Below are 26514 nucleotides of genomic sequence, written 5' to 3' on the forward strand. Positions count from 1 at the left end.
TCTTCGCGCCGCCGTCGCCGGTCCGTCGCTGAGGGCGGCGTCAACGCGCGAGACCCCCTGGCAAGATGCGCCGTCCACGCGAGTTGGCGCCGTCCACACGAAGGTGGACATGGTGCGGCGGTTTAGTCTTAGCCCATGGATACTGTTCTCTGGTCCCGGCCCGAAGGAGCGCGTGCCGGGACGCCACTGCTGGTGATGCTGCACGGCTACGGCTCGGACGAAAGCCGCATGGGTGAGCTGTTCACCGCGATGCCCAAGGGATTCACCTGCGCCGCGCCCCGGGCACCGCTGGAGATGACCGGCGACTACGGCTGGTTCCTGCTCGATTACTTCCTTGCCAACGACTTTTCCGAGGTGGTGGGCGCGGCCTCGACCCTGTTGGCGTGGCTGGATACGGTTGTCGCCAAACACCGTTTCAGCTCGGTGTCGGTGCTCGGCTTTTCCCAGGGCATGGCCATGGCCACCACGTTGATGCGTCTACGCCCCGGAGCATTTACCGCAGGGGTGGGGCTCTCCGGATTCGTGCTGCACAACGAACTGCTCGGCGCCATGGAACCGCTCACCACCAAGATTCCGTTCTACTGGGCCAGGGACACCGCCGATCTCGTCATCAATCCGGACGCCACCGAATTCACCGCCGAATGGTTAGCTGCCAACACCGATTTGAGCGAGGCCCACTACCAGGGCATGGGCCACACCATCGGTACCGCAGTACTTCGAGATGTGGCTTCCTTCCTCACCGGCCACGTTCCCGGCTCCTTCGTGCCCGGAATTTAGCGCCGCCGCACAGCCTTGGCGGAGCCGCCTGAACGTCAACCAAAAGGTTGATGGACGCCGTCGTGGTCGAAACTATGCTGTAGGCAACGGCCTGAACGGGGCCCAATAGCTAGGGGACACCATGAAGAAGCTCTTTTACTCGGCGTTTGGCTACATGGTCATCGGCGTTTTGTCAGGCCTGTTCTACCGCGAATTCACCAAGGGGAAGGACTTCCAGGGCTACACACAGCTCTCCATTGTCCACACGCACTTACTGACCCTCGGCTTCATTGTGCTGCTGATCGTACTGATCCTGGAAAAGCTTTTCACGCTCACCAAGTCCCGCCTGTTCAACTGGTTCTTCTGGACCTACAACGTGGGCCTGGTCCTGACCGCGGCCATCATGGTGTGGCACGGCATTCTTCAGGTGGACGGCGTCACCGAGGTCTCCGGCGCCATCCCCGGCATTGCCGGCGTGGGTCATATTCTGCTCAGCGTGGGCATGGTGCTGCTGTTCTTGGCATTGCGCACACGTCTTTTTGGCGCTTCCGACAAGCACGACGACGCCATCGCGCCCGCGCTCGGAGGCTAAAGTTCGCAGGCTCAATGGCCTCCGGAGTTTCCCCATAGTGAACGCAGTGCCCGCACGGAGATGCGGCGGCTACCCTTGAAGAAGGTTCAAACGACAGGGGAATTCGTGGCACGCAAGAATGTTCAGAAGCCCGAAACCGGTTTTGGTCCAGCCACAGGAAGGCCCAACCCGGCAGTGGGGATTGCCGCCGCGGCAGCTTTTGACGAGCGGGGAAAGCCCAGGCCGGCCGTGCATGGCATGCTGCTCAAGGCCGTCGAAGTGCAGCGGCCCCTGGTTTTGGCGAACCTGCGCAGGCTACGCAAGCGCTACCCCAATGCCACGGCGTATGAACTCAGCCAGCGCCTGGAACGCGATTTTCTCTCCGGTGTGGGCACGGGAGGCGCGGCCATTGGCGCCACCGCCATTATTCCCGGCATCGGAACCGTCGCCGCACTGACAATTTCCGCGGCAGCCACCGTGGTCTTCCTGGAGGCCACAGCCCTGTACGCCCAATCCGTGGCGGAACTCCACGGTGTTCGACTCGCAGATCCGGAACTGGCGCAGGTCACGGTCATGGCCATCATCTTGGGCGAGGAAGGCACCGCCATGTTGGAGGGCCTCACCGGACATGCCCTGGGCAATGGCAAAACCCCCTTGCAGGCGTGGGGAAAAACTGTCAGCAAGAGCATTCCGATTTCGGCGCTTCGAGGCGTCTCGGCCTCCATGCAAAAGCGGTTCCTGAAGAAGGTTGCCATCAAGGGCAGCGCCTCAGTGGTAGGCAAGGCGCTGCCGTTTGGCATCGGTGCAGCCGTGGGCGGCGTGGGTAACTACATGATGGGCCGCGCCGTCATAGGCTCCACCCACCGCGCCTTCGGCCCCGCACCGTTGATGATCCCAGCCCAGCTTCTGGCCGAGCTGGACGCGCCGCGCAAGTCCAAGCCACCGAAGCCGCCAAAGGCAATCAAGCCGTAGACGAGGCAGGCTAGTGGAAGACCAGGGTTGCCACCGTGAAGATGGCAAGCCCGGCCAGGGATCCCACTACCGTGCCGTTGATGCGAATGAACTGCAGGTCCTTGCCCACCTGGAGCTCGATCTTCTGGCTTGTCTCCGCTGCGTCCCAGCGTTCCACGGTGTCGGTGATCAGTGAGGTGATCTCGTGCTTGTAGGTGCCCACCAAATATCCGGCGGCATCGGCGATCCACTTGTTGGCCTTGGCAGCCAGCTCGGGGTCCTCCACAAGTCGGGCGCCGAAGTCCTGGACTGCTGAGGCAAATTTGCGGCGCAGTTCAGAATCGGGGTCCTCAACGGCCTCGCTCAGCGCAGACTTGATGGCGGTCCAGGCGTTCCCGGCCAGTTCACGGACCTCGGGGTCGCCAAGGACCTGGGCCTTGATGGATTCGGCCTTGGCGATCATGGCAGGATCGTGCTGCAATTCCTGGGCCAGGTCCTTCAAATAGGCATCCAGTTTCAGCCGGACCTCATGGTTCGGGTCATTTTGAACGGCCCGGGCAAACTTGTAAAACTCGGTGTAGATCTTGTCGCCGACCAGGCCGTCGACAAATTGCGGCACCCACGTGGGGGAGCGTTGGGCAACCAGTCCGGAAATGGTGCTGTGGTTGTCCCGGATCCAGGTGGTGGAGCGGTCCACGAGCAGGTCCACCAGGGCGTGGTGATGGCCGTCCCTAAAGATCCGCTCGGCCAGCTTGCCGATGGGCGGCCCCCACGGAGGGTCCACCACATGCTTGCGGACGAGGGATTCGATAACGTCCTGGACGTCGTCGTCGTTAAGGACCGCCATGGCGCCGCGCACCACGGCCGCGCCCTCAGTGGCTACACGTTGCGCACTTTCGGGTTTTGCTAGCCAGGCTCCTGCTTTTTGGGCGATTGCGGTGTTGGCCAGCTTTTCGGAGACAACCTCTTCGGAGAGGAAATTGGTCTCCACAAATTCGCCCAAAGACGCGCCGATCTCATCCTTGCGGTTGGGGATGATGGCGGTGTGCGGGATCTTCAAGCCCATCGGGTATTTGAAGAGGGCGGTCACGGCAAACCAGTCGGCCAACGCACCCACCATGCCGCCTTCTGCAGCAGCGCGCACATATTGCAGCCACGGATACTGCTGCTGAAACGCGAACGCAAAACAGAAAATGACCGCCATGGCTATCAGCAGCGCCAGCGCAATGTTCTTCATACGGCGCAGGGCGGCAGCCTTTTCCACGTCGGGATGCATTGTCAGGGCCGGTGATTCTTGGGGGTGAGCCATAAAGTAAGCGTAGCGTGATGACATGAGCGTGAAGATCTTCGCCCACCGAGGCGCTAGCGAGCAATTTGCCGAACACACCCGGGCCGCATACTTGCAGGCACTGGCCGACGGCGCCGACGGGGTTGAGTGCGACCTTCACCTGAGCGCTGACGGGGAACTGATTCTTCTCCATGACGACGACGTGGGCCGGACCTCCAATGGCAGCGGCCCCGTTGCCGAGCTGACCTTGGCACAATTGCGGGCACTGGACTTCAGCTCCTGGAAAGGGGCCGTGATCCCAGCCGAATACGGTACCGCAGCGCAACAGCTACTCACCCTTGATCAACTGCTGGACATTCTCACGCAGGCGGGCCGGCCCGTGGATCTTGCCATCGAGTTCAAGTATGGGGCCGTTTTTGATCCGCAGTTGGTGGACGCCACTTTGGCCAAGCTGCGGCTACGCGGCTGGTCGCCGGAGCAGTCCGCCACCGGCAACGTGGGTGTTTCGTTCATGAGTTTCCACCCGGAGGCGATCCAACACTTGGCCCAAGTGGTCCCGGCGCAGCACCTGTGCCAGCTACTCGAGGAGGTGGACGTGGCCGACGTCCGGGAGGAGCTGGACGTGGGGCCAATCGCCGGTCACACCATGGCGTTCCTCATGCGCCGGGCCATGGCTGCCGGTGAAAAACTTCTCGAGGACGGGGTGGCTCAGATCGCCGGACCCGGCACCGACTACCTGCGAGCCAACCCCGAGAACGCCACGCAGTGGCTGGCAGCCGGACGCCGTTTCCGGGTGTGGACAGTAGACACCGCCGATGACCTGGCGCTGTGCGTGGAGTCTGGTGTTTCAGAGGTGACAAGCAACCGGCCGGCGGATATTCGCGCGCTATTGGATGCCGTCTCTATCTGATCCGTTTCCGGTGTGGTTGCATGGACTCATGGCATCCCGCATTGAGGACTATGCACTTTTGTCGGACCTGCACACCGGCGCACTGATCGGCCGTGACGGCAGCATTGACTGGCTGTGTTTCCCGCGCTTCGACTCGCCGTCGGTGTTTACGGCCCTGCTTGGCACCGAACATCACGGCCGCTGGTTTGTAGCCCCAGCCGACCCGCAGGCGCGAATCATCAGCAGGGCCTACCGTGACAGCACCTTTGTCTTGGAAACTGTGTGGGAATCGGCCACCGGCGTGGTGCGAGTCATTGATTTCATGCCTGTTGGGGAGCGCTGCTCAACAGTGGTCAGGCGCGTTGTGGGAGTGGCCGGCGTCGTGGAAATGGCCCAGGAAATTATCATCCGGCCCGGCTATGGCAAGGTTCTGCCCTGGGTGCACCGGGTGAAGGACGACGACGGCACCCACGCCATAGTGGCTGTTGCCGGACCAGATGCACTGGTGCTTCGAGGGGATCAGCTGCCCCACGCCGTCGACCATAAACATGGTGGCAGCTACACCGTTGCGGCTGGCGAAACCGTTGACCAGGAGCTGAGCTGGTACGCCTCACACCGCCGCCTTCCCGCCGCCATCGACATTGCTGCGGAGTTGGAAACAACAATCGCCTATTGGGAAGATTGGGCATCCCGCTACAACCAGGACGGTAAGTATGCCCCCATTGTGGAGCGCTCATTGCTGGTGCTGCGGGCCCTGACCCACGAGGACACAGGTGGCATTGTGGCAGCACCCACCATGTCCTTGCCGGAAGACTTTGGCGGGGCCCGGAATTGGGACTACAGGTATTGCTGGCTGCGTGATGCGGCGCTGACGCTTGAGGCCATGCTCACGCACGGTTACGAAGATGAGGCGCTGAAATGGCGCGACTGGCTGCTGCGTGCCGTGGCCGGTGACCCGGAGGACCTGCAGATAATGTACGGGCTGAGCGGGGAACGCGATCTGACCGAAGGTCAACTGGACCACCTGCCAGGGTATGAAGGCGCGGCGCCGGTGCGCATTGGCAACGGTGCTGTGGGCCAATACCAGGCAGACGTGGTGGGTGAGGTGCTGGTGGCCTTGGAGAAACTGCGGCTGGCAGGCGGCGAGGAAGACCACTTTTCCTGGCCCTTGCAGCTGGCCATGCTGCGTTTTGTGGAACGTCATTTGGATGAGAAGGACCACGGCATTTGGGAGATGCGCGGGGACCTGCAGCATTTCACCCATTCACGGGTCATGATGTGGGCCGCCTTTGACTGCGGGGTCAGGGCGGTCACCGATCATGGTTTGAAGGGGCGGGCCGAGCACTGGGTGAAGGTCCGGGACAGGCTCCGGGCGGAAATCCTTGAGCACGGCTTCAACAAGGAGCTGAACACTTTCACCCAAACCTATGGTGGGACCACCACCGATGCCTCCTTACTTGTCATCCCGCAAGTTGGCTTCGTTGCCTATGACTCTGCGCAGATGCGCGGGACCGTAGCGGCCATGGAAAGTGAGCTGATGGATCAGCATGGGCTGCTCCTGCGGTACCAAACAGGCTCTGGCCTGGACGGTTTGGCGCCGGGCGAGCACCCATTTCTGGCATGTTCTTTCTGGCTCGTGGAACAGTACGCCCATACCGGGCGCCGGGATGAGGCGGTGGCCCTGATGGACCGGCTGACGGGTCTGGCCAACGATTTAGGCCTGTTGAGCGAGGAGTACTCGATGGAGGACAACCGGATGGCAGGCAACTATCCGCAGGCGTTCTCCCACCTGGCCCTGGTGCGGGCCGCCGATGCTCTCCACGGAACCGAGGCATTGAGCCTGTCCGCAGATGCCATGGACGACGCCGTCGCCCCACCTGCCGCCGATACTGGCGGAATGGCGCACCCTTACCTGCCGCATGAAAGCATGGGCTCATGAACCTTAAAACCGTCAGCGTCGTTGCTCTGGCTACTCTGCTGGGTGCCAGTGCCATCAACCATGTGCGCAACCCCAAGTTCTACTACTCAGTGGTTCCGCCGTCCTTGTGCACAGACAAGGACGGGAAATTTGCCCTGATGTCCCGCAAGCAGTGGGTGCTGGCGTCGGCGGTGCCGGAGGTATTGGGTGCCGTGGGGCTATTAGTCCCGAGTACCCGCAAAGCCGCGGCAACCGCCACAGCACTGATGTTCGCGGGGTTCACGGCAGGGCATATTTCGGCCTTGCAACGCGCCTTTGGACCCAAGGGAACACCGCAGGCCAAGCGGATCCACATGCTGCGGTTGCCGTTGCAGATTCCGCTGGTCGCCTGGGCGTGGAGTGCACGCAAGGCATGAGATTAAAAGATTCACCGGCGGCCAAGATCGGCGCCTCAATAGCCATTGCCACGGGCCTGTACGGGGTGTCCTTTGGTGCGCTTTCCGTGGCGTCCGGGCTGAGCTTTTGGCAGACCATGGTGCTGAGTTTGCTGCTCTTTAGCGGCGGCTCACAATTCGCGTTCATCGGCGTGATTGCCGGTGGCGGATCGGGCGTGGCCGCCATGAGTGCCTCGGCGTTGCTGGGCATCCGCAATGGTGTTTACGGTATGCAGCTGAACGCCCTTATGCGCCCCACAGGTTGGCGGCGGTTTGCCGCCGCCCACGTGACAATCGACGAATCCACTGCCACCGCCACCGGGCAAAGCGATCCCGAGGAGCAAAAGCGCGGTTTCTGGGTGGCCGGTGTGGGAATCTTCGTGTTTTGGAACATCATGACGGCGGTAGGCGCATTCATTGGTGATGCCCTGGGCGATCCCAAACAATGGGGCCTGGACGGCGCAGCGGTGGCTGCGTTTCTGGGCTTGCTCTGGCCGCGTATCAAGGCCTTCCAACCGGCGGCCATAGCAGTGGTGTGCGCCGTGGTGACACTGCTCGCGGTGCCTTTTGTGCCGCCGGGTGTGCCCATCCTGGTCGCGGCATTGGTGGCGGGGCTGATCGGCTGGTTCCGGCATAATCCGGATCCCGGCCATGATGCTGACGGCTTGGAAGCCGACATTGAACCGTACCGCGCCGACGCACACCAGGCAGGGCCTGCACGGCAGGACGAGAATCCGGGGAAGGGGGAACTCGCATGAGTCTCTGGTTTTGGCTGCTAGTGGCTGTGGTGCTGGCCTACGCCACAAAACTGTTGGGGTACCTGGTCCCGGCCAAGGTGCTTGCGAATCCGCGGATGTCACACGTAGCGGGGACCCTGACCATTGGACTGTTGGCATCGCTGACGGTAGTAAACGCCGCAGCCAGCGGGACCGCCGTCGTACTGGACGCCAGGATTGGCGCCCTGGTGGCGGCAGCGATTGCACTCTGGCTCAAGGCACCATTCTTAGTGGTGGTCTTAGCCGGTGCCGCTGCCGCCGCCGGACTGCGACTACTGGGCTGGCCCTGACCCGTAAGGGTTCTGGTTCTGCGCATTGGGATCCTGCTGGCCGTAAGGCTGGTTGGGATCGGCAGGCTGACCATATTGGGGAGCGCCATACGGCGGCTGTGCCTGGGGAGCCCCATATTGCGGCTGGGCCGGAGCCTGGCCGTAGGGCTGCTGGCCATACGCCTGCTGGCCATACGCCTGCTGGGCCGGGACGTGGGCGGCATACGTGGGCGCACCGTACTGCTGGGGTGCGCCGGCCTGGCCCGGGTACTGGACACCATACTGTTGGCCGTAGTTCTGGGCGTACATCTTCTGCTCGGCGGTCATGTAGGAAGGGCCCCGGTATTGGGCGTCACCGTAGGAGAGGATTGAGGCGAAGACAACGGGGATGAAGACCAGCCCCACGGTGTAGGCGGTGTCCTTGCCAAACGACTTGGAGATGTCGTTGAGCGTGCAAATGGACCAGTACAGTCCGGCGTACGGGATGAATTGGAGCCAAAAATGGGACTCAGGGCGGCCAGCAATCTTAACCAGGATCCACGTGTTGTAGAACGGTACAAAGGCCTTCCACTTGGCGAACCCAGCCTTCTTGAACACCCCTGCCCACATCAGACCCGCAACAACGAAGGCCACGGCGAACATCAGCAGGTATACCAGCAGCAGAAAGACAACAACGCCGGCGCTGTAGGCCGAATCGGTGGTGGTTGTGTAATAGTCATCCGCCGAAGGGCGGGCAAGCGTGAGAAGTGTTGCGATCATAAGTGAACCTTATAGGCGCATCTTGTTGCAGAACAATGGGGAGGGCTCCCCATGACGTGGCGGCGGAAGCTGCCACGATCGATAATGGAAGCCAAGCACCCCATCTAAGGAGAAACTCATGATTGTGGCATTTTCGGTGGCACCCAGCGGCACCCCCACAGACGCCCCGGCAGGAACCGGCGACGACGCCTCCGTGCACACGGCGGTGGCTGCGGCTGTGAAAGTAGTTCGGGAGTCCGGCCTGCCCAACCACACCGGCTCCATGTTCACCGAAATTGAGGGCGAATGGGACGAGGTCATGGACGTCGTAAAACGGGCCACCGAAGCCGTGGGCCGCTACGGATCGAGGGTTTCCCTGGTGCTCAAGGCAGACATCCGCCCCGGACACACGGGCGAAATTACCGGCAAGGTTGAACGGCTGGAAGGCGCGCTCCAGGCGCTCGCGGAGTAGCCGGTCCCGCGAAGGCCTAGTCACCGGGCCCTGTTTGTGCCGGGCGAACGGGCCTAGGCTTGGACCATGGTTAAACATCGGAGTCGGCCCGGTTGGACCGACGTTGAAGAGTACCTTTCCGCCACGCTCGTGCAGGGCGGCCCCGGCATGGAAGCGGTTCTAGCCAGTATTGGCGCCGCAGGCATGCCCCGTATCGAGGTGGCCCCCACTGCTGGAAAGCTACTGATGCTGCTGGTCCGGATCCAGGGGGCCCGGCGAGTCTTGGAGATTGGCACGCTGGCCGGCTTCAGCACCATTTGGCTGGCCCGGGGCCTGCCCGACGACGGCCACATCACCACCTGCGAATACCTCCCGGAACACGCCGCGGTGGCCGCCAAAAACATCGCCGCCGCCGGGTTCGCGGACATGGTCAACATCCGGGTGGGCCCGGCGCTGGACACACTGCCAACGTTGCTCGCTGGTGATCCTTACGACTTTGTCTTCATCGACGCAGATAAGGCCAACAACGTCGCCTATTTACAGTGGGCCCTGAAACTCACCCGGTCCGGAAGTGTCATTGTCATGGACAACGTCATCTGGGAGGGAACCATTCTGCATCCAGAACACGACCCGGATGCCGCTGCCATTCGGGCCGCCCTGGACTTCATGGGGTCCAATCCCGCCCTGGACGCAACAGCCATTCAAACGGCCGGCTCCAAGGGCTGGGACGGGTTCGCGATCGCCGTCGTGCAGTAACCACTCGACTAGGCTGGGGAGGTGACTATATCGCTGCGCCCCGCAACCCTCGACGACGCCGAGGCCGTGGTGCTGTTGCACCTGCAATGCCACGAAGAGGCGTACGGCCGGCACCTGCCGCCGGAGTTTTTTGAGGAGCGGCGCAAATCCTTGCCCGGCCGTGTTGAGAGTTTCCGCAAGGCCATGGAACTCGGAAATGTTCCCACTTTGGCCTACGACGGCGGCGGCCTTGTGGGTGTTGCCGAGTCGGGCCCGGCGCAGGAAGATGACGCCCCGGTGAGCCTTGAATTGCGCTGGATCTACACGCTTGAACGTGTCCATGGAACTGGTGCTGGGCAGGCGCTAAGTGACGCCGTCATCGGAACGCAGGCGGCCTATTTGTGGGTGCTCGAGGACAATCCGCGAGCACAGGCGTTTTATGTCAGAAATGGTTTTGTCCCCGATGGTGCACGCAAGTTGATGAATGAACAATGGCACTTCCTGCCCAACATCCGCATGGTACGCGCGGCGGTGAACGCCTGATGGGACGCCAGCGCCCGCCCAAAAACGCCGCGCCGGAGCCGGACGCCGCAGTAAAGGGCCCCGTTGCCGGGAAGTACCAAACCGACACCGGCGTGGCCGAGCTTGTTCCCGATGGTGACAATCCCAACGGTTGGTTGCTCATGCTCAACGGCGTGCAAAGTTCACATGTGGACCTGGCCGATCCCTTGCGCCTTGATTTTGAATACATGCGCTGGATCATGGCGTTGGTACAGGACAGGTGGGGTGCGGCGGAGAAGTTGCGCACCCTTAGCCTTGGTGGCGCTGCGTGTTCCATGCCCCGCTATCTCGTGGCGGCGTACCCGAACTCCCGCAATGTTGTGGTGGAGATCGATGGGAAGCTGGCCAACTATGTCCGCGACTGGTTCGAGCTGCCTCGGGCACCCTTGCTGAAAATCAGGGTCGGCGAGGCGCGCGAAGTGACCGAATCGCTGAGTGAGGCAAGCCGGGACCTGGTCATTCGCGACGTCTTTGCCGGTTCCAAGACCCCCTACCCGCTGACCACCGCGGAGTTTACCGCGGCGGCCAAAAAGGTGTTGGCCGCTGATGGGGTCTACCTACTGAACTGTGGCGACTCACCTGCCCTGGCCGTTGCCCGCCGCGAGGCTGCCACCGTTGCCGCCGCCTTCGAATACACGGCCATCATTGCCGATCCGCCCATGCTCAAGGGCCGCCGCTCGGGCAACATCATCATCGCCGGCAGCGATGCGCCCCTGGGCGTTGGAGGCGGACTGCCCCGCGCACTCTTGGGCGGTGCCATGCCCGCCCAGCTTTGGGATGATGCGAAAGTGCGCCAATTCGGTCAGAGCGCCTTGATCCTCACTGACGCTGGCTAGCGGCTTCCGGGGAGGATTCAGTTAGCCGGTCCGTCGCATCCGGAGCAACAGCGGCAGGTGTACTTTCATCGGACAGAACTGCCCGGCGTCGTCCGTCACCGCGCACCCACAGCCGGAATGCCATCACTAGAAGAACCAGCCAGGCTCCGCCAACCCACAGGGCCACGCGGGTGTCGGGGAACACGCCCAAAAGCACCACAATGCCGGCCATGAACACCACTGTCAGCGCCGAACCCAGGGGCCACAGCGGGATGGGAAAAGCCGAGGGCGCCAGGGAATCACGGGCCATTTCACGTTTCATGGCAATGTGCGAAGCCAAGATCATCACCCACACCCAGACAGTGGCAAACGTGGCGATTGAGGCGATGATCAGGAACACTTCTTCGGGCATGACGGCGTTGAGGACCACGCCCACCAGCAGCACTCCGGTCATCATGACCACCGTCATCCAAGGCACTCCCGTGCGTGAAATCTTTCCGAATGCGGCTGGGGCATGGCCTTGCTGAGACAGGCCGAACAGGATGCGGCCGGCCCCAAAAATGTCGCTGTTGACCGCTGACAGGGCGGCGGTGATGACCACGGCGTTCAAGATGTGCCCGGCCGCCGGAATGCCCAGGGAGGAGAAGATTTGCACAAACGGGCTGGTTTCCCCGGTGATCAAATTCCACGGGACAAGGCTCATGAGCACGCCAATGGTCAGCACGTAAAAGAGCAGCACACGCACCGGCACGGTGTTGATGGCCTGCGGGATTGACTTGGCCGGGTTGGCTGCCTCGCCAGCGGTGACGCCGATGGTCTCGATCCCGCCGAAGGCAAACATGACGACGGCGAACGCGGCCAGCAGACCACCCCAACCGTTGGGTAGGAAGCCGCCGTTCGAGACCAGGTTTCCCAGACCCGGTGCGGATTGTGAGGCCTCCATGTGGAACCCGAACACGATGATGATCACGCCGCCAGCGATCATGGCGATGATGGCCGCGACCTTGATCAACGAGAACCAGAATTCAAGTTCGCCGAAGACCTTTACGCTGAGCAAATTCAGGGCCGCCAGGAAGAAGATGATGGCCAGCACCCAGATCCAGCGCGGGACGTCGTGGAACCAAAAGCCCATGTAGATGCTGAATGCGGTGACGTCGGCGATGGCCACAATGGCCATTTCAAACACGTAGGTCCAGCCTGTGATGAATCCGGCCAGCGGGCCAAGGTAGCGGCTGGCGTATTGGCCGAAGGAGCCAGAGACGGGGTGGCGCACTGCCATCTCACCCAGGGCACGCATCACCATGAACACTGCCGCGCCGGCAACGATGTACGCCAACAGCACGGCTGGACCGGCCTTCTGGATGGCCGTGGCGGAACCGTAAAACAGGCCAGTGCCGATGGCGGATCCCAAAGCCATGAACCGAATGTGGCGGGCATTGAGTCCACGCGTCAGCGAGAAACCGGCGGTCTGCATGTAAAAACCTTTGGTGTTGAGGGCCTGGCGGTCCAGGAGTGAGCTCCAGCACATCACGCCCCGGGATGCTGTGACGGTGCTCACTAGCCATTGCTGTCTTGGATTGGAGATCACCCATTGACGGCCTTAATCTGGGATTGGAGACTCCACTATTCTATAATGGCGTCGAAGTGCCCGTGGTTTCGGTAAGGGTGGAGGCTGCAGCCTTTTAGATGTTCCAGCCAGCGAGGGAGTCATGACGAACACGGAACGGGTACCGTCCAAAGTTCCAGCGGCGGACAACACTTTGCGCATACTTAAGCTCCTTTCGGCCAAGCGCGGCCCATTGGCGGCCTCGACCATAGCCACCTCGCTGGGCCTGCCTCGCTCCAGCGTTTATCACCTGCTCGGCGTCATGGAAGCCAGCGGATTTGTCATGCATCTGCATGAGGAGCAGCGCTACGGGCTGGGCATTGCCGCCTTTGAGCTCAGCAGCGCCTATTCACGCCAGGAGCCGCTGTCCCGCCTGGGCCGGCCCTTGCTGGCGGCACTTGTCGACAAGATCGGCGAGAGCGCCCACCTGGCCGTGCTGCATGGGCGCGATGTTTTGTACATTGTGGAGGAGCGTGCCAAGCACCGCCCTTCCCTGGTGACCGACGTCGGAGTTCGCCTGCCCAGTCACCTCACGGCGAGTGGGCGCGCAATTTTGGCGGCGCTCCCGAAGTCGCAAGTCCGCGCCCTGTACCCCAACGCCGCGGCGTTTTCCTCGCGCACGGAGGTGCCCGACCCTATCGGCAAGTACTCCACACTTTCAGCGCACCTGGAGCAGGTTCGCCAGCGCGGCTACTCCACCGAGCACGGGGAAGTGACGGACGGCTTCGGCTCGGTGGCCGCCGCCGTGACGGACCATGTGGGTTGGCCCGTGGCCGCCGTTGCCGTCACATTTTTGGAAGACAAGGTTCCTGCGGATCAGTGGCCCGCCCTTGCACAGCGCGTCACCAAGGCCGCCGACGAGCTGTCGGTGCGAATTTACGGCCGCCGCGAAGGGTAGCCACCGGTTGCGGATCCCGAAACGGTGAATTGATCCCGATAATTCGGCCACGAAAGTGAGTTTCGGCATCCCGGCAGAATGTAAGCGGCCGCCCGGCCCTGTGGGGTCGCCTTGTCTGGGGTCCCGGACAGCGTCACCTTAGAGGTGCAGTTTTCCGCGGCGGAAAGCGGGATAGTGGGAAGCAAGCCCGCCGCAACGCAAAGGATTTGCCATGACCGCAACCGTTTTGTCCCCCGATATAGTCCTCTCCCACTCAGGCGTCACCCCCGAGGACGTCATCGCCGTCGCCCGCCACAATGCGAAGGTGGTGCTGAGCCCGGAGGCGCTGGCCGGCGTCGAACGCGTCAGGGAACACATCGAAAAACTGGCCCACTCCGACACCCCCGCCTACGGCATCTCCACCGGCTTCGGCGCCCTGGCAAACCGCCACATCCCCGCGGAAATGCGCACGCAGCTGCAAAAGTCGCTCATTCGCAGCCACTCCGCCGGCATGGGCCCGGCCGTGGAACGCGAGGTTGTTCGCGCCCTGATGTTCCTGCGCGCTAAAACTCTTGCCAGTGGCCGGACAGGTGTGCGCCCCGTCGTGGTGCAGACCATGGTGGACGTACTCAATGCCGGTATCACCCCCGTGGTTCGCGAGTTCGGCTCGCTGGGCTGCTCCGGCGACCTCGCCCCGCTCTCGCATTGCGCGCTGGTGCTCATGGGCGAGGGTGAGGCCGAAGGGCCCGACGGCGTCATTCGTCCCGTTCCCGAACTGCTCGCCGCGGCCGGCATCACGCCCATCGAGCTCGCCGAAAAGGAGGGCCTGGCGCTCGTCAACGGCACCGACGGCATGCTCGGCATGCTGCTCATGGCCATCGCGGATTTGCGTCTTTTGCTGACGACGGCGGACATCACCGCCGCGCTCAGCGTCGAGGGCCTGTTGGGTACAGATCAGGTGTTCGTGCCCGAGTTGCACATGGATCTGCGCCCACACCCCGGCCAGGCCGCCAGTGCGGAGAACATGCTGCGCGTGCTGGCCAACTCACCCATCGTCGCCTCACACCGCGTGGGTGACTCCCGCGTTCAGGACGCCTACTCGTTGCGCTGCGCCCCGCAGGTGGCTGGCGCCGCCCGCGACACCGTGGACCACGCGCTCATGGTGGCCACGCGCGAGCTCGCTGCCTCGATCGACAACCCCGTAGTTCTGCCCGACGGCCGTGTGTCATCCAATGGCAACTTCCACGGCGCGCCAGTGGCCTATGTGCTGGACTTCCTGGCCATCGTTTCCGCGGATGTGGCGTCCATCGCCGAGCGCCGCACGGACCGCATGCTTGACCCCGCCCGGTCACACGGCCTGCCCGCCTTCCTGGCCGGGGATCCCGGCGTGGACTCTGGCCTGATGATCGCCCAGTACACCCAGGCCGGGCTGGTCTCGGACTCCAAGCGCCTGGCCGTGCCCGCCTCTGTGGACTCAATCCCCAGCTCCGCAATGCAGGAGGACCACGTATCGATGGGATGGCATGCCGCCCGCAAGCTTCGCCGCTCCGTGGAGAACCTGCGCCGCGTGCTGGCCATTGAACTCGTCACGGCCACCCGCGCCATCGACATGCGCACCTCCATGTCCGACGGCGAACTGGTCCCCGGTCCGGCCGGCGCAGCTGTGCTTGAGGTGCTGCGCAAGACCGTTCAGGGTCCGGGCAGCGACCGTTTCCTGTCCCCGGAACTGGAAGAAGCCGACCGTCTTGTGGGCTCCGGCGCCATCCGTGCCGCCGCCGAGGAGGCCACCGGGCCGCTTCACTAATCCCCACCGGCTCCCCAAGCGAAGCCGCTGGCGCGTCTTCACTTGGGGCCCCTCGGGCGTGTGGGCCCGCCGGGCCTCCCGCCACCTTGCCGAACGGGGAGTAGTTGTTGATGTCGGCGTCGAACATCAACAACTACTGCCCACTCGAACACGTCGCTAAAACCGTGCAGAACTGTTGCCACTTCGGAGACAGCAGTGTTTAATGTTCGAATACCCCTTTGTTTTCAAACGTATATTCGAATCGGAATTTGCCGTGAAACTCGTTCGACTTTCCTTGCGCCATGCCAAGCCTTATTGGGCTTGGATCGTTGCCGTATTGGTCCTGCAACTAATCTCCACCATTGCCGCCCTCTACCTGCCCAGCCTCAACGCGCAGATCATCGACCAGGGGATCGCCAAGGGCGACACCGATTTCATCTGGTCCACGGGCGTCACCATGGTCATGGTGTGCTTCGTGCAGGTGGTGAGCGCAATCGGCGGCATCTACTTTGGCGCCCGCACGGCGATGGCCATTGGCCGCGATCTGCGCCGTGAGGTTTACTACCGGGTCAACGCTCTGGGAGCCCTGGACATCAGCCGTTTCGGAACGGCAACCCTGATCACCCGCAACACCAACGACGTCCAACAAGTGCAGATGCTCGTGTTGATGACCCTGAATTTTATGGTCTCAACGCCCATCATGAGCATTGGCGGCATCGTCATGGCACTCCGCGAGGACGTCGGCCTGTCATGGCTTCTTTGGGTTTCGGTTCCTCTCCTGTTTATCGTGGTCGGGTTCTTGGTCGTAAAATTGCTGCCCCTGTTTAGGGAAATGCAGGACCGCATCGATGCCATCAATGGGGTCCTGCGCGAACAGATCGTCGGCATCAGGGTGATTCGTGCCTTTGTGCGTGAAAAGTTTGAATCGGACCGCTACCGGGACGCCAACATGGCCCTGACCAGGGTCTCCGTCCGGGTCGGCAATCTCTTTGTGCTGATGTTCCCGGCCATCATGATGATCTTGCACCTGGCCACTGCCGCGGTGCTGTGGTTCGGAGGGCAGCGTGTAGACGCAGGCCAAATGCAGGTGGGATCGCTGACAGCGTTCCTGCAGTACCTCTTGCAGATTCTCGTGGCGGTGATGATGGGCGTCTTCATGGTTATGATGATTCCGCGCGCTGTCATCTCGGCCGAGCGCTTGGATGACTTGCTCTCCACCGAACCGAGCCTCGCCGTTCCCCAGGGAACCGAGCTGCCGGTTCACCACACCGTCGAGTTTGCCAATGTTTCCTTCGGGTACCCGGGGGCCGAACGCCCGGTGCTCAATGGCATCAGTTTCACTGCCAAGCAGGGGCAGACGACGGCGATCGTGGGTTCCACAGGCTCCGGTAAGTCAACGCTGGTCAACCTCATTCCGCGGCTTTTCGACCCCCAACAGGGCACAGTTCGCATCGGTGGGGTGGAGGTCAGTGAACTGAATAGAAAACAATTGGCAACACTGGTGGGCCTTGTCCCCCAAAAGCCGTACCTCTTCTCCGGGACCGTCGCCAGCAATCTGCGCTTTGGCAAGCCGGAGGCGAGCGACGAGGAACTGTGGCAGGCCCTGGAGATAGCCCAGGCCAAGGATTTTGTGCAGGCCAAAGCCAAAACTCTTGATACGCGGGTTGCCCAGGGAGGGACGAATGTTTCCGGCGGGCAGCGTCAGCGTCTCTGCATTGCGCGGGCGCTGACGGCCAAGCCGCGCGTCTTCCTTTTTGACGACTCGTTCTCCGCCTTGGATGTCACCACCGACCAGTTGCTGCGGGAGTCCTTGAAGGTCGCCACCGAAGATGCCACCGTCATCATCGTCGCCCAGCGAATGTCCACGATCCGGGAAGCCGATCACATCGTGGTTCTCGATGAAGGTGCCGTGGTGGGTGCCGGAACGCACCAGGAACTTTTTGAAAGCAATGAGACCTACCGGGAAATTGTTGAGTCGCAGTTGAGCATAGAGGGGGCTCCATAATGAGCCGGCGAAGTAAAGAAAAAGCATCGCTTGAACCGAAGCCTGTCGACTCCGACTTTGGCGAGCTGGATGAACTCGAGGAAGACTACAAACCGAGTGAGGCCGACGGCGACATGTTCGGCGGCACCCCTGCCAAGAAGGCTGAGCACTTCTGGCCTTCGGCTAAACGGCTCATGGGACTATTGCGGCCGGAACGTCGCCAGTTCTTCTTCGTGGTGCTCCTGGTGGCCGGTTCGGTGGTTTTCACTGTCATCGCCCCGAAAGTGCTCGGCAAGGCCATGGACACCATCTTCAACGGTGTCATTGGCTCCCAGCTGCCCGCGAATGTTCCTCTCGATCAGATCGTCGCTGCGCAACGCGCGGCAGGCAATGGGCAGTTCGCCGACATGTTGGTCAAGGCCCAGATTGTCCCCGGACAGGGCATTGATTTTGTTGAACTGAGCCGGTTCATCGTCATTGTGCTGGCCCTTTACATGGTGGCATCGGTGCTGATGTGGCTACAGGGATTCCTCCTCAACGCCCTGGTCATGCGGGTGGTGTTCCGGCTTCGCGAGGACATTGAACGCAAGCTTAACCGGCTGCCGCTTGGCTACTTTGACACCCGCCAGCGCGGTGACCTCATGTCCCGGGTCACCAACGATGTGGACAACATCCAGGCGGCGCTGCAACAATCCTTCTCTCAACTAGTCCAGTCGGTGCTCACAGTTTTGGGCATTGGGGTGATGATGTTCATCGTCTCGTGGCAACTTGCCCTGATAGCCCTCATTGCACTGCCCCTTTCGGCCGTCATTGCCGGCGTCATCGGTGCCCGGTCTCAGAAGTTGTTCGCGGCCCAGTGGAAGAGTACGGGAACCCTCAACGGGCATGTGGAGGAGACCTTTTCCGGCCTGGAACTGGTGCGCGCCTACGGCCGCGATGCAGAGATGCTGGCCGAATTTGATGAGCATAACGAAAAGCTCTACAAGGCCTCCTTTGGCGCCCAATTTGTCTCCGGAATGATCATGCCAGCCATGCAATTCGTCTCCTACCTTTCCTACGCGCTGGTCGCCGTCGTCGGTGGTGTTCGCGTTGCCAACGGTCAGATGACGCTTGGTGATGCCACCGCATTCATCCAGTATTCACGCGAATTCTCCCAACCCATTGGCGAGATGGCGGGGGTTGCAAACATGATCCAATCCGGGGTGGCATCGGCGGAACGGACCTTTGAACTGCTCGACGCCGACGAACAGGAAGAGGACGACGTCAAGGCGGAGCTTCCAGCTCAAACGGACGGCCACGTCAGATTCGATCAGGTCTCGTTTAGCTATTCCCCAGAAACCCCGCTCATCCACGACGTGTCCTTCACCGTAGAGCCCGGACAAACCGTGGCGATCGTTGGTCCCACGGGGGCAGGAAAAACCACCCTGGTGAACCTTGTTCTGCGCTTCTACGAGGTGACAGGCGGGCGAATCCTGCTCGACGGCATCGATACCCGGGAACTATCCCGTGAACAAGTGCGCTCCCAGGTGGGCATGGTCCTCCAGGACGCGTGGCTGTTCGAAGGAACCATCCGGGAAAACATTCGCTACGGCAGGCTGGACGCCACCGATGAAGAAATCATGGAAGCAGCCAAGGCCACCATGGTGGACCGCTTCGTGCGGCAACTGCCCGACGGCTATGACACAGTCCTTGATGCTGACGGCGGTAGCGTCTCCGCGGGCGAACGCCAGCTGATCACCATTGCCAGGGCCTTCATCGCCAATCCGTCATTATTGATCCTGGATGAGGCAACGTCGTCGGTTGATACCCGAACCGAGTTGCTGGTGCAGCATGCCATGGCGGCACTGCGCACCGATCGGACCTCGTTTGTCATTGCGCACAGGCTCTCCACCATCAGGGATGCCCACACCATCTTGGTCATGGAGGACGGGGACATCGTGGAGCACGGCAACCACGCTCAGCTGCTAGAGCGCGAAGGCGCCTACTACAAGCTCTACATGACCCAGTTCCACGGCGGGCACGAGCTGGAGGGCGAGGTTTCGGCCGAGGCACACTAACGGCCGGTAGCGGGCGGCGGACCAGGATTTTTCCGGCGACTATCCGACGCGTCGGCCGCGGGTGTCTCCATTGCGTCGCCTACAAAAAATCCCGGCTTCGCCGGCCTAGCGCAGCAGGGTGTCGATGAGCCGGGCCGCCACCTTGGCGGTTCGGCTGTCGATGTCGAATTCCGGGTTCAGCTCCGCCACGTCAAAATGGAACAGTTTCCCGCTTTGGGCCACTTGGCGGCATACTGCCGAGATGACCGGCAACGGCACCCCGTAGGCGGCTGGCGCACTGACCCCGGGCGCCACGGCGGCGGGAAGGACGTCTAGATCAATGGTCAGATAGACGACGTCCACGGTCTCCAAAAAGGCTGACACAAATTCCTGCGTCCGCTGCGACGAGCAGTCTTCGTCCAGGAGGTACTTCACGTCCAGCTCGTGTGCGGTGTCGAAGAGCGCCCGGGTGTTATTGGGTTCGCTGATGCCGACGACGGCGTAGTTGAGTTCGCGGTCTGCGGCGGCCTCGGCGCGGGCCATTTGCAGGAACGGCGTCCCGGAACTGGGGGAGGGGTCGTTGCGCAGGTCAAAATGTGCGTCAAGGTTCAGCACGCCCAGCCGTGCACCGTTGCCCACCGCGGCCGTCGCGGCCACGCCCAGGTAGCTGGCAAAGGCGGTCTCGTGTCCGCCGCCGAGGACAAAGGTGAGGTAGCCGGCGTCGAGCATTTGGGTCAGGGCACGTCCGGCCCTTTTCTGACCTTCCTCGAGCAAGTCCTCGCGCACGGTGACGTCACCAACATCGGTGACACTGCGAGTGCCATGGAAGGCCAGTGACCCCAGAGCCGCGCGGATGGCAGCGGGCGCTGCTGCGGCGCCCACCCGGCCCTTGTTGCGAAAGACTCCGGCGTCAGAAGAAAAACCGAGAAGGGCGGCCTGGCCCGGTGTTTCGGCGGTGGCTTCTTCAACCACGCCCGTGGGGGTGGCAACAGCCTGCCACCAGCGACGGTGTGCCGGCCCGTCGCCGTCGTTCCTCCCCGACCAGGCAACAGGGGCGGTGTCCACGGCAAGTAAAGAGAGATCCATGCTCCCAGATAACCGCACCCCGGCTCGGAGCGCCAGCCAACCGGGGTATCGGGCGTCTGGCAGGGCAGATTTTGTCCGTTAATGCGTGAAAGCGGCGCCAACTCGCGAAACGCCCGGCAAAATACGCCGTCATTGCGAGTTGGCGCCGCTTTCACGTACGCAAGGTGTGCGTGGAGGGCGCGGGGACTATTTGATCCCGAACAGCCCTTCCAGGGTGCCAATGCCGAAGAAGACCAGGAATGCGCCGGCAACAACCCACATCAATGGGTGTACTTCCTTAGCCCGTCCCTGGACGGCGCGGATCAGGACGAAAGCGATGAATCCGGCGCCCAGGCCGTTGGCGATGGAGTAGGTGAACGGCATAAGAATGAACGTCAGGAAGGCCGGGATTGCAATGCCCCAGTCGGACCAGTCGATCTTGCCTACCTGCGAGACCATCATGAAACCAACTACGACAAGTGCCGGGGCCACTGCCTCGAACGGGACCAGGGAGATCAGCGGGGTGAAGAACATGGCCACGATCAGCAACAAGCCAGTGACCACCGAGGCCAGACCCGTGCGTGCGCCTTCACCGATGCCGGCACCGGATTCCACGAAGATCTGGTTCGAGGAGACGGAGGTTCCACCACCGGCGATTGCACCAAATGCGTCGACAAGCAGCACGCGGTTGACGTTGGGGATGTTGCCATCCTTGTCCATGGTGCCGGCCTCGGAGGCCAGGCCCACCATGGTGCCCATGGCATCAAAGAAGATGCTGAGCAGGATGCTGAAGGCCAACAACGCAGCGGCAAGGCCGCCCAGCTGCGCAAATGAACCGAACAAGTTGAACTGGCCAAAGAGGCTCAAGTCCGGCGGGGTCAGGCCGGAGAAGTTCGGGACCACCAGCGACCAGCCCAGCGGGTTGGCGTTCTTGCCGTCAAAGGACGGCCCGATGTGAAGGGTCATTTCCAGGACGTTGGCCAAAACCGTGGCGGCAATGATGCCTATCAAAATGGCGCCCTTGACCTTGCGGATCACCAAGGCGATGGTCAGGATCAGGCCAACAATGAACACCAGGGTGGGCCAGCCCACGAGCTTGCCGTCAAAGCCAAGACCCACGGGAACTGTGGTGCCGGCGACGTCGGGGATGCGGCGCACAAAACCGGCATTGACCAGGCCGATGAGGGCGATAAACATACCAATACCGACCACAATGGCCGTTTTAAGTCCGGCCGGGACCGCGTTGAAGACAGCTGTCCGGAAACCGGTGAGCACCAAGATGAACATGGTGATACCTGAGAGGACCACCAGGCCCATCATGTCCGGCCAGGTCAGGCCGGGGTGGGAGGCGACTGTTACGGCCACAAACGCGTTCACGCCCAGGCCGGTTGCCAGTGCGAACGGGTGCTTGCCCCAGGCGCCCATGGCGATGGTGAGGACACCGGCAACAAGTGCGGTCATGGCGGCAACGCGTGCCGGGCCCAAGAAGGCGCCTGAAGAGTCGGCACCGCCAAGGATCAGCGGGTTCAGCACCACAATGTAGCTCATGGCGAAGAACGTGGCGAAACCTCCGCGAATTTCTCGCGAATAGTTCGAGCCACGCTCGGTAATCTTGAAGTATTTGTCGACAGCTGACAAACGGGAATCCGTCTTGGTTGCCATTAAGGAGCCCTCCGGGCGAAGTGAAAAGAAATTTGGTTATTTGAGCAAATCTTAGCCGGAAATGGGGTGGCCCATAATAGTCGTGACGGCCCGGTTTCTGCCGGTTTTCCGCCTTCGACGGCGGGGCTTCCTCCGGCGTCCTTGGCACCTTGCGCCCCGGGTTTTATAGGGAAACTCCCATATGCCCGGGTTATGGTGGGGTGCTGATCTTCATCAATTTAAGGAATTCAAGCCGTGAAAAGCCCCTTCCAACACCGGGTTAATGAGACCAACATGACAAACACCAGAGGCAAAATGGTCCTGTGGAGGGCCCTCGCAGGCGCCGCCGTCGTCCTCATGGCACTCCTGGGCGGGTCAGGAGCGGCGCTGGCCCATGACGCGGTTGAGGGAACGGCGCCTGCCGACGGCTCCTCCGTCGCAACGGTCCCGGAGAAGGTCACTGTCACGCTGTCGAACACTCCGGCAAGCATTGGCTCGCAAATCAACGTGGTTGATGCAAGTGGCACCAACTGGTCTGCCGGCACAGTGGAGGTGCTCGATAACGTTGCCACACAGCAGCTGAAGCCGGGCGCCCCTGCAGGGAAGTACACGGTGCAATGGCGCCTGGTGTCTTCCGACGGTCACCCTATTGAAGGGCAGTTCGTCTTTACCGCCGCGGCCGCCGCAGGGGCCGGCAGCGGCGCTGTGGCCGGTCCGCTGCAGTCGGTTCAGGAAGTATCGCCAGCCGCCACCGCCAAGACCCCTGATAGTGGTGGGGTGCCGTGGAGCGTGTTTGGGCTGGTTGGAGTCTTGGTAGTGGTTGTTGTAGCCATGGTGGTTGTGGCCAAGCGCCGGCTGGGTGCTGACGACTAGCGCCACCGCCTAAGCGGGGATGAGTACCGCGGCGCCGCTGCGGGCGGCACGACGTGCGGAGATTGAAGCCCCCGCACGCTTGGCTTGGTGCAGAATTTCATGAGTGGTGGGAACTACCAGGTCACCCACCCCCACTAGATACAAGCCCAGCGAATGCATGGCTGCCGTGAGCTCATGGCTGGTGTTCACACCCACACTGTGCAGAACCCGGCGCAACTGATTGAGTGCACCCCTGGTGAAGACCACGCTGTGTGCTGTGAGGGTACCTGTGGCCGTGTGGACGGTCCACTGGTGTTCCGTGTGCGCGTCGGTACTCTGGCGAGTTAACTGCAACGGGCTGGTGGCGGGACGGATGTCCAGGTGATGGCGGCGGGCGTAGTGTTCCAGCAGCCGGAGGATGTCCGTTCGCTCGCTCAGGGCATCGAGGCTGACGCCGCCGGTGGTGGGTGCAGGGGAACTCGGACCCAGGGGCCGGAAGCTGTCGACCACAATGGCGTCAATGCCCTGGCGGTTGAGCTCTGCCGCCACGGCCAGTCCGGAAAAGCCGGATCCAATAACGATGGTGGTGGTGGTTTCCTCATGGGGCGGTTTCACCTGAGGCGTGGACGGGCACAGCGCAGCATTCACAAGCAAAATGCCTCCTCGAACGGTAGGAGAACTTACTGGGCGGCGCGGCCTGGAGCGAGGCTACGCCGTGGTGCGAATTAAGAGAGTACCCGATCCAAATATGTGTTCCTGAACACGCGTTTTGGATCAACGGTACTGTGAACCCTACCGAACAATTCCAGCTCTGGGTAGAGATCTGAAAAGTCATTCGACTGGAGAAAATGCCATTTACCCCAATGGGGTCGCCCCCCGTGGGCCCGGAAGATTTCCTCGGCCGCACGGAAGTAGTCAAAGGGGTCTGTCTTAACGTGTTGGTGGATGGCAATGTACCCGGTTTCACGGCCGTAGGCCGTGGACAAGGGAATGTCATCGGCGGCGGCACAGCGAACCTCCACAGGGAAGGATACGGTGAACCCGCGCCGTTTGATCATGGCGTTGAGTTCGGCCAGAACGTCCGGTATTTCCAGCAGGGGCATCGCATATTCCATCTCCCGGAAACGCACGGTGCGTTCAGTGGCGAACACTTTGTGCGAGGCGTCGGCGAATTCCCGATTGCCGACGAGTTGGGAGGCCATGGTGTTTACCCGCGGTATGACTGCCGGAACCTTAGCCGTGACCTGGCACAGCGCGGAAAAGAGCGTGTTGGACACCAGGACGTCATCCACTAAGTGGGATCTGGTGGACAGCGGCTTCACTCCCGCCGGCCCGCGCCCCAAAGGGTGCCTGGTGTTGCTTTTGGTTAATGCCACTTCGGTGTGTGGAAACCAGTAAAACTCAAAGTGGTCCGTGCTGCGTTGGCGCTCCACGAGTCCCTCGAGCACCTGTGCCAACGGTTCCGGACGTTCCACCGCGTGCAAGGTGAACGCCGGTACGCATTGCAGCGTCACCGAGACGATAATTCCTAACGCGCCCAACCCCACACGTGCGGCCGAAAACAATTCGGCGTTTTCTGACGCTGAGCAGTGCACCACCTCGCCGGTGCCAATGACCAACGTCAGGCCCACCACCTGGGTGGAAATGCCGCCAAAGGCCAGGCCTGTGCCATGGGTGCCGGTGGAGATAGCCCCGGCTATCGATTGCCTGTCGATGTCGCCCATGTTTGTCAGCGCCAGCCCATAGGGCCGGAGCAGGGCCGGGATGTCATAGAGCCGCGTTCCGCCAGCGAGCGTGACCTGCAAGGTTTCCCGGTTCACCGACTGCAGCCCGCTCAACCCGTCAAGATGCAGCTGCACGCCGCTGGTCAAGGCAATGTCGGTGAAACTGTGGCCGGCCCCCACTGCTTTCACGGTGCTTTTTGCCAGCGGGGTCCCCGACTCTGCCGCGGCCGCAACCACTGCGGAGATTTCGCCCACTGTTGAGGCATGCACCACTCGGGATGGGCGGCATCGTTGGTCACCTGCCCAGTTGTGCCACTCACTCATACAAACGCCTTCCCTTCGCCACGGTATGTCAGCGCACCGCCCACGATTTTCCCGCCGTCGAGCAGCACAAGTTCATCAACATGCTCACAAACCTCTCCAGATTTGGCGTGCCGGAACCAGACCTTGTCGCCTATGCGCAGCTGGGCCGCGGCAGCGCCGCGTAGAGGGGTCTGGACTTCGCCGGCGCCCTCCGTGCCCACCATGGTCAGCCCCGGCGGGTAGACGGGAACCGGGGACCTGTCCGCACCGGCGGGACCGGAGGCGATCCAGCCGCCACCGAGCACCGTGACAATATCCGGTGTGGGGCGCCGCACCACTTGGGCGGCGAAGCCCACCGCGTGCGCCGGGCTGAAGCGCGAATACCCGTCAAAAAGTGTGGGCCCAAACAATCCGGAGCCTGCGGCTAGCTCGGTGACAGAGGGATCCTGCGTAGTCAGTTCAAGACTTCCGGTTCCGCCGCCGTTGACGAATTCAAGGTCCACGATGTTCTCGACCGCAGCAACAACATTGCTTCTACGCTCAATGACCTCCGCCATGGAGGATCGCTGAATTTGTTTCAGGATCGTGGACTTGGCAAGGTCGGCCACTGGATTTCCCGTGCGCGGGGTGTCCTGCAAGCCCGCGATTTGAGCTTCGTAGGCCATGAGTCCCACGAGTTGGAAGAGTGGGCGGTTCCCGAGCTTTCGTGAGGCAATGTCCAGCGTCATGCTGATGGCGTCGGCGCCGCTTCGCAAGGGGGAGCGGCGTACGCCAATGTGGCCGACGTCCCGGCCGCCCACCTGGGGCCGCCAGGAGGCGTCCAGATCAAGGGCAAGTCGGATCGGGGCGCCGGGAGGGGCGTCGGCTAGCGTGGCTGCCATCCAGTCCAGCTGCTCCGCGGAATCCACCATCAAGGTCACCCGCGAACAAGCCTGCGGGTCTGCCGCCAGTGCGCGCAGGGCATGAGTGTCCGCCGTCGGATAGGCCACCACAACGTCGGTGAGCGCGTCATCAGCGGCCAACCACAAGGCCTCGGGCAGCGTGAAGGCGAGGATCCCGGCATAACCTTCCTGGGCCAGCACTGCACGTAAAACGTCCTTGCTGCGGATCGATTTGCTGGCTACGCGAATGGGCTTCCCGCCCGCGCGGCGAAGCAGCGATCCGGCGTTGAAGGACAGGGCTGGCACGTTCAAAACGGCCACGGGCGCCGACAACTCGGCGCAGGCCGCACTGGCCAACCGCCACATTTCGGACTCCGCTGCACGGCTTGCAGGTGCGCTGGGCGCTGCCGTTCGACCACGGTGGACATCTGAGGGTAAAAGGTGCATCAAGGACGCCTACTTCGACTTAAGTGATGTTGCACACACCACTTTGCCACATGTTACTGGCAGGTAGAACCGTTGGCGGGCATGTGACGCAGTACCGCGCCGACAGCGGGAGTGAGACTTGACGTTGGCCTATGTTCGGACAATAGTCAGCAGTAGACGTCAC

The 26514-nt window shown here is 62.1% G+C and carries 25 protein-coding genes; 17 read left to right on the forward strand and 8 right to left on the reverse strand.

What is annotated here, in order from left to right:
* The first annotated feature begins 135 nt into the window (after positions 1 to 135).
* The 3 genes from CXQ94_RS04180 to CXQ94_RS04190 all read left to right on the forward strand — a co-directional run bounded on the left by CXQ94_RS04180 (position 136) and on the right by CXQ94_RS04190 (position 2299).
* The gene (locus CXQ94_RS04180) at positions 136 to 777 is read left to right on the forward strand and encodes an alpha/beta hydrolase (protein ID WP_104086962.1); all 642 of its coding nucleotides are present in this window, start codon (positions 136 to 138) and stop codon (positions 775 to 777) included.
* Positions 778 to 898: 121 nt separating this feature from the next.
* A complete protein-coding gene (locus tag CXQ94_RS04185; protein ID WP_104086963.1) occupies positions 899 to 1348 on the forward strand; it encodes a DUF2871 domain-containing protein in 450 nt (149 codons plus the stop codon).
* 105 nt (positions 1349 to 1453) lie between these two features.
* Complete coding sequence (locus tag CXQ94_RS04190) at positions 1454 to 2299, forward strand: hypothetical protein (RefSeq protein WP_258066680.1); 846 nt, start codon at positions 1454 to 1456, stop codon at positions 2297 to 2299.
* A gap of 10 nt (positions 2300 to 2309) precedes the next feature.
* On the opposite strand, the gene CXQ94_RS04195 is transcribed toward CXQ94_RS04190, so the two are convergent.
* Positions 2310 to 3587 carry a DUF445 domain-containing protein gene (locus tag CXQ94_RS04195; RefSeq protein ID WP_258066681.1) on the reverse strand — a complete coding sequence of 426 codons (1278 nt, stop codon included), beginning with the start codon at positions 3585 to 3587 and terminating at the stop codon, positions 2310 to 2312.
* Between the two features lie 22 nt (positions 3588 to 3609).
* Here CXQ94_RS04195 and CXQ94_RS04200 point away from each other — a divergent pair, with 22 nt between their 5' ends.
* From CXQ94_RS04200 to CXQ94_RS04220, 5 genes are read left to right on the forward strand one after another with little or no spacing between them, the layout of a single operon-like run.
* On the forward strand, positions 3610 to 4476 hold the full coding sequence (locus CXQ94_RS04200) for a glycerophosphodiester phosphodiesterase family protein (RefSeq protein WP_104086965.1): 867 nt from the start codon (positions 3610 to 3612) through the stop codon (positions 4474 to 4476).
* Entirely contained in the window at positions 4460 to 6394 is a 1935-nt protein-coding gene (locus tag CXQ94_RS04205) for a glycoside hydrolase family 15 protein (protein WP_258066682.1), read from the forward strand. The genes CXQ94_RS04200 and CXQ94_RS04205 overlap by 17 nt, the downstream gene beginning before the upstream one ends.
* The gene (locus CXQ94_RS04210; protein WP_104086967.1) at positions 6391 to 6789 is read left to right on the forward strand and encodes a MauE/DoxX family redox-associated membrane protein; all 399 of its coding nucleotides are present in this window, start codon (positions 6391 to 6393) and stop codon (positions 6787 to 6789) included. The genes CXQ94_RS04205 and CXQ94_RS04210 overlap by 4 nt, the downstream gene beginning before the upstream one ends.
* Positions 6786 to 7565, forward strand: coding sequence for an AzlC family ABC transporter permease (locus tag CXQ94_RS04215; RefSeq protein WP_104086968.1), 780 nt, complete (start codon positions 6786 to 6788; stop codon positions 7563 to 7565). Before CXQ94_RS04210 ends, CXQ94_RS04215 begins: the two co-directional genes overlap by 4 nt.
* On the forward strand, positions 7562 to 7873 hold the full coding sequence (locus tag CXQ94_RS04220) for an AzlD domain-containing protein (protein WP_104086969.1): 312 nt from the start codon (positions 7562 to 7564) through the stop codon (positions 7871 to 7873). The genes CXQ94_RS04215 and CXQ94_RS04220 overlap by 4 nt, the downstream gene beginning before the upstream one ends.
* Here CXQ94_RS04220 and CXQ94_RS04225 read toward each other — a convergent pair.
* Positions 7856 to 8611, reverse strand: coding sequence for a DUF5684 domain-containing protein (locus CXQ94_RS04225; RefSeq protein WP_104086970.1), 756 nt, complete (start codon positions 8609 to 8611; stop codon positions 7856 to 7858). The genes CXQ94_RS04220 and CXQ94_RS04225 overlap by 18 nt on opposite strands.
* Before the next feature lie 118 nt (positions 8612 to 8729).
* Between CXQ94_RS04225 and CXQ94_RS04230 the strand changes: the two genes are divergently transcribed.
* From CXQ94_RS04230 to CXQ94_RS04245, 4 genes are all read left to right on the forward strand, one after another.
* Positions 8730 to 9062, forward strand: coding sequence for a thiamine-binding protein (locus CXQ94_RS04230; protein ID WP_104086971.1), 333 nt, complete (start codon positions 8730 to 8732; stop codon positions 9060 to 9062).
* 66 nt (positions 9063 to 9128) lie between these two features.
* Entirely contained in the window at positions 9129 to 9797 is a 669-nt protein-coding gene (locus CXQ94_RS04235; protein ID WP_104086972.1) for an O-methyltransferase, read from the forward strand.
* A gap of 21 nt (positions 9798 to 9818) precedes the next feature.
* A complete protein-coding gene (locus tag CXQ94_RS04240; protein ID WP_104086973.1) occupies positions 9819 to 10319 on the forward strand; it encodes a GNAT family N-acetyltransferase in 501 nt (166 codons plus the stop codon).
* Positions 10319 to 11173: a spermidine synthase gene (locus CXQ94_RS04245; RefSeq protein ID WP_104086974.1), complete on the forward strand. Its 855-nt coding sequence runs from the start codon at positions 10319 to 10321 to the stop codon at positions 11171 to 11173. Before CXQ94_RS04240 ends, CXQ94_RS04245 begins: the two co-directional genes overlap by 1 nt.
* Here the strand turns inward: CXQ94_RS04245 and CXQ94_RS04250 are convergent.
* Positions 11157 to 12626: an amino acid permease gene (locus CXQ94_RS04250; RefSeq protein WP_104087325.1), complete on the reverse strand. Its 1470-nt coding sequence runs from the start codon at positions 12624 to 12626 to the stop codon at positions 11157 to 11159. The genes CXQ94_RS04245 and CXQ94_RS04250 overlap by 17 nt on opposite strands.
* 235 nt (positions 12627 to 12861) lie before the next feature.
* On the opposite strand from CXQ94_RS04250, the gene CXQ94_RS04255 reads away from it, so the two are divergent.
* The 4 genes from CXQ94_RS04255 to CXQ94_RS04270 all read left to right on the forward strand — a co-directional run bounded on the left by CXQ94_RS04255 (position 12862) and on the right by CXQ94_RS04270 (position 19459).
* Entirely contained in the window at positions 12862 to 13656 is a 795-nt protein-coding gene (locus CXQ94_RS04255) for an IclR family transcriptional regulator (protein ID WP_104086975.1), read from the forward strand.
* Positions 13657 to 13867: 211 nt separating this feature from the next.
* On the forward strand, positions 13868 to 15439 hold the full coding sequence (hutH, locus tag CXQ94_RS04260; RefSeq protein ID WP_104086976.1) for a histidine ammonia-lyase: 1572 nt from the start codon (positions 13868 to 13870) through the stop codon (positions 15437 to 15439).
* Positions 15440 to 15692: 253 nt separating this feature from the next.
* Positions 15693 to 17423, forward strand: coding sequence for an ABC transporter ATP-binding protein (locus CXQ94_RS04265; protein ID WP_104087326.1), 1731 nt, complete (start codon positions 15693 to 15695; stop codon positions 17421 to 17423).
* A complete protein-coding gene (locus CXQ94_RS04270; protein ID WP_104086977.1) occupies positions 17423 to 19459 on the forward strand; it encodes an ABC transporter ATP-binding protein in 2037 nt (678 codons plus the stop codon). The genes CXQ94_RS04265 and CXQ94_RS04270 overlap by 1 nt, the downstream gene beginning before the upstream one ends.
* A gap of 105 nt (positions 19460 to 19564) precedes the next feature.
* Here CXQ94_RS04270 and hutG read toward each other — a convergent pair whose 3' ends face one another.
* Both hutG and CXQ94_RS04280 read right to left on the reverse strand, forming a co-directional pair.
* A complete protein-coding gene (gene hutG / locus CXQ94_RS04275; RefSeq protein WP_104086978.1) occupies positions 19565 to 20524 on the reverse strand; it encodes a formimidoylglutamase in 960 nt (319 codons plus the stop codon).
* Between the two features lie 186 nt (positions 20525 to 20710).
* Entirely contained in the window at positions 20711 to 22165 is a 1455-nt protein-coding gene (locus CXQ94_RS04280; RefSeq protein WP_104086979.1) for an NCS2 family permease, read from the reverse strand.
* A gap of 273 nt (positions 22166 to 22438) precedes the next feature.
* Between CXQ94_RS04280 and CXQ94_RS04285 the strand changes: the two genes are divergently transcribed.
* Entirely contained in the window at positions 22439 to 23017 is a 579-nt protein-coding gene (locus tag CXQ94_RS04285) for a copper resistance CopC family protein (protein WP_258066685.1), read from the forward strand.
* A gap of 9 nt (positions 23018 to 23026) precedes the next feature.
* Here CXQ94_RS04285 and CXQ94_RS04290 read toward each other — a convergent pair whose 3' ends face one another.
* From CXQ94_RS04290 to CXQ94_RS04300, 3 genes are all read right to left on the reverse strand, one after another.
* Positions 23027 to 23644, reverse strand: coding sequence for an FAD-dependent monooxygenase (locus CXQ94_RS04290; RefSeq protein WP_258066686.1), 618 nt, complete (start codon positions 23642 to 23644; stop codon positions 23027 to 23029).
* Positions 23645 to 23721: 77 nt separating this feature from the next.
* A complete protein-coding gene (locus CXQ94_RS04295) occupies positions 23722 to 25044 on the reverse strand; it encodes a D-arabinono-1,4-lactone oxidase (protein WP_104086980.1) in 1323 nt (440 codons plus the stop codon).
* On the reverse strand, positions 25041 to 26351 hold the full coding sequence (locus CXQ94_RS04300; RefSeq protein ID WP_104086981.1) for an alanine racemase: 1311 nt from the start codon (positions 26349 to 26351) through the stop codon (positions 25041 to 25043). Before CXQ94_RS04300 ends, CXQ94_RS04295 begins: the two co-directional genes overlap by 4 nt.
* Between the last annotated feature and the right edge of the window lie 163 nt (positions 26352 to 26514).

Origin of the sequence: Arthrobacter sp. GMC3 (assembly GCF_002929305.1) — a bacterium.
Classification (GTDB): domain Bacteria; phylum Actinomycetota; class Actinomycetes; order Actinomycetales; family Micrococcaceae; genus Specibacter.